This is a genomic window from Candidatus Protofrankia californiensis (assembly GCF_900634765.1).
Classification (GTDB): domain Bacteria; phylum Actinomycetota; class Actinomycetes; order Frankiales; family Frankiaceae; genus Protofrankia; species Protofrankia californiensis.
This window is the reverse complement of the sequence record NZ_CAAAFT010000390.1, coordinates 1,212-4,627: the sequence shown is the minus strand read 5'-3', so window position 1 is coordinate 4,627 and position 3,416 is coordinate 1,212. Positions and strand designations below refer to the sequence as shown.

Genomic DNA, 3,416 nt, shown 5'->3' with positions numbered 1-3,416 from the left:
GTGTCGACGTCCTCGGCCCGGTCCCGCTGGACGAGGCGGATCGGCCGAGTGGTGCCAGGGCAGCGGGTCGGCCGGGTGGCACTGGGGCGGCGGGTCGGCTGGAACCTGCCGCGGCGGATCGGCCGGAGGAACCTGCCGCGCAGCAGTGGGAGCGCGTCCTGGTACGGGTCCCGAGAGCACAGGGGCAGCACCTTGCCACCGCAGTCAAGGCAGCCCGCGGTGTGCTTGACGCCCGCAGGTCCGCGCCGGTCCGGGTCGTGCTCGATCCGATCACCCTGGTGTGACGCCCACGGTGTTCACCACACAGCCGTGGCCATGCGGCCCGTAGCATGGGCTTCCACCGCTCGTGCGACGGTGTCCGATCATCGGCGATGCCGCTGCCGCCCCGACCGGGGATGCGGCAGGTGCCAGCCTGCCTGTGCCGGACGTGCGGCGGCAACAGGCAGGTAGCGGAATACGTACGATGTATGCACGGAATATGCGGCGGGGCAGGCCCGGGAAGAGGTGCGACAGTGACGGTTCGGGAGATCCGACTGTTGGGAGACCCGGTGCTGCGGACGGTGGCCGAGCCGGTCACCACCTTCGACAAGGAGCTCCGCCGGTTGGTCGTCGACCTCACCGAGACCATGCACGAGGCGAACGGGGTCGGGTTGGCCGCGCCGCAGCTCGGGGTGTCGCTGCGGGTGTTCACCTTCGACGTGGAGGACCAGATCGGGCATCTGATCAATCCCGTCCTCGGGCCCTTCAGCGAAGAGCTGATGGACGGCGACGAGGGCTGCCTTTCCCTGCCCGGTCTCTCGTTCGAACTGAAGCGGCCGGAGCGGGTGCTTGCGGTCGGTCAGAACGTCCACGGCGACCCCATCACGATCGAGGGCAACGGCCTGATGTCACGCTGTGTCCAGCATGAGACCGACCATCTGGACGGGGTGCTGTTCATCGACAGGCTGGATCAGGTCACAAAAAAGGCGGCCATGAAGGCCATCCGCGAGGCGGAGTGGGCCGGGCAGGCGCCACCCGCGGTGAAGGTGTCCCCGCACCCGCTGTTCGGCCGGGCCCGCTGACCGGGCTCGCCCGCGCGTCGCGGCTGGCCGGTGAGCCGGTAGTTCGGACGCCGGGCCAGCTCGGTCAGGACGGCCAGTGATTGTTCCGCGGAACACAACCCGCTGGACCGCGCGTGCGCGGGACGGGGCTAGCGTTGGACCGTGAGTCCTCGCCTGTTCCCATCTACACGATCGACCTGGCGGGGTGGTCGCTGATGCGGCTGGTGTTCGCCGGTACCCCGGCGGCGGCCCTGCCGAGCCTGCGGGCGCTGTTCGATTCTCCCCGCCACAGTGTCGTCGCGGTCGTGACCCGTCCCGATCGGCCGGTGGGCCGTGGTCGCAAGGTCGCGCACTCGCCTGTCAGGGCTCTTGCCGAGGAGCGGGGCGTGGAGGTCCTGACGCCGGACCGGGCCCGTGACCCCGACTTCCTCGCCCGGCTCACCGAGATCGCGCCCGACTGCTGCCCGGTGGTGGCCTACGGCGCCCTGCTGCCGCGGGCCGCGCTCGACATCCCCAGGCGCGGGTGGGTCAACCTGCATTTTTCCGTCCTTCCCGCCTGGCGCGGTGCCGCGCCCGTGCAGCGCGCCCTGCTGGCAGGCGACGACGTGACGGGCGCGTCGGTCTTCCAGATCGAGGAGGACCTCGACACCGGTCCGGTCTACGGGACGCTGACCGAACCCATCGGCGCTCATGACACCGCCGGCGACCTGCTGGAACGGTTGGCCGAAGCCGGTGCCCGGCTGCTCGTGGCGGTGCTGGACGGGATCGGTGACGGATCGCTGCAGGCACGGCCGCAGCCTGCCGACGGGGTGTCGATCGCGCCGAAGCTCAACGTCGCCGACGTGCGGATCGACTGGTCCGCACCGGCCTACCGCGTCGACCGGCTGATCCGGGCAGCCACTCCGGCGCCTGGCGCCTGGACGACGTTCCGTGACCACCGGATCAAGCTCGGCCCGGTGCGTCCGCCGGCAACGGCGGGAGAGGCCGGTGCCGGGCGGCTGGTTCCCGGCCAGATCGCCGTCCCCGCTGGTCACGGGGAGATCGGGGTGGGAACCGGCAGCGGGATCGTGCTGCTCGGCGAGGTGCGTCCCGAGGGCCGTCCCACGATGGCCGCCGAGGCCTGGGCACGCGGGGCCCGCCTCGCCGACGGCGAAAGGTTCACGTGAGCCCGGCCGCCGGTACCGCACGGGCTCGGCCACGGGCGTCCCGGGTCGATCCCGCCCGGATGCTCGCCTGGGAGGTCCTGCGGGCCGTCGACGAGCGCGGCGCCTACGCGAACCTGCTGCTGCCGGCCCTGCTGGCGCAACGCCGGCTCCCTGCCCGGGACCGGGGGTTCGCCACCGAGCTGACCTACGGCACCCTGCGTGCCTCGGGTGTCCTGGACGGGTTGCTCGCCACGGTCGCCAACCGTCCGGTGGACGCCATGGACCCGCAGGTACGGGACGCGTTGCGCCTGGGTGTCTACCAGTTGCTGCACACCCGGGTGCCGGCGCGGGCCGCGGTCGCCTCGACCGTCGACCTGGTCCGCCGGACCAGTGGCGAGCGGCCGGTACGGTTCGCCAACGCGGTGCTGCGCCGGGTCGCCGCCCGGGTGGCCGAGACCGGCGGTGATCTCGCGGTGCTGCTGGCGGCGCCCAGCTATGACGACGACCCGGTCGGCCATCTGGTGACGGTCACCTCCCATCCCCGCTGGGTGGTCGAGACGTTCGCCGCGGCCCTCGGCGGCGACCTCGCGCAGACCCGCGCGGCGCTGGAGGCCGATGACCAGCGTCCCTGCACCCACCTGGTCGCCCGTCCCGGCCTGATCGACCGGGACGGGTTGCTGCGAGCGGCTCGGGATGCTGGTCTGGCTGCCGAGCCTGGTCCGTGGTCGCCGTATGCGGTCCGGCTGGCCGGTGGGGATCCGGGGCGGCTCGCGGAGGTCTCCGCCGGCCGCGCCGGGGTGCAGGACGAGGGCAGCCAGCTGGTCGTGACAGCGTTGTCGCGAGTGGCGACGGTAGGGGCGGACACCGGGGTGAGCGTCGATCTGTGCGCCGGTCCGGGCGGCAAGACCGCTCTGCTGGCGGGCCTGTTGCCGCGGACCAGGCTGGTCGCGGTGGAGCCGCGGGCTACCCGGGCCCGGCTGGTGGCAGGCGCGGTGGCGGTCCCAGTGGCCGGCGCGGCGGGAGACCCGATGGCCGGCGTGCCGGGGAGTCCGGTTGCCGGCACGACGCCGGGCCGGTCGAACGTGACGGTGGTGCAGGCTGACGGGCGCGCAGCGCCGCTGCGCCCGGGGAGCGTCGACCGGGTGCTCGCTGACGTGCCCTGCACGGGTCTGGGGGCGCTGCGCCGTCGGCCGGAGGCTCGCTGGCGCCGGACGCCGGCCGAGGTCGCGCC

The 3,416-nt window shown here is 73.3% G+C and carries 3 protein-coding genes and 1 pseudogene; all 4 read left to right on the top strand.

Features of this window, described 5'->3' with window-relative positions:
- Window positions 1–284, top strand: a pseudogene (locus DD1DGNOD_RS20000) (primosomal protein N'); the annotation flags it as partial.
- A gap of 228 nt (window positions 285–512) precedes the next feature.
- The gene (gene def, locus DD1DGNOD_RS19995; protein WP_131768035.1) at window positions 513–1,061 is read left to right on the top strand and encodes a peptide deformylase; all 549 of its coding nucleotides are present in this window, start codon (window positions 513–515) and stop codon (window positions 1,059–1,061) included.
- 194 nt (window positions 1,062–1,255) lie between these two features.
- Entirely contained in the window at window positions 1,256–2,206 is a 951-nt protein-coding gene (gene fmt, locus DD1DGNOD_RS19990; protein WP_131770811.1) for a methionyl-tRNA formyltransferase, read from the top strand.
- A gap of 59 nt (window positions 2,207–2,265) precedes the next feature.
- Window positions 2,266–3,416, top strand: a 1,151-nt coding sequence (locus tag DD1DGNOD_RS19985; protein ID WP_131770812.1) for a transcription antitermination factor NusB, incomplete at its 3' end; no start/stop codon positions are given.

Excerpts from the sequence above, each read along its gene's own strand:
- fmt (WP_131770811.1), top strand. The coding sequence starts at position 1,256 with ATGCGGCTGGTGTTCGCCGGTACCCCGGCGGCGGCCCTGCCGAGCCTG.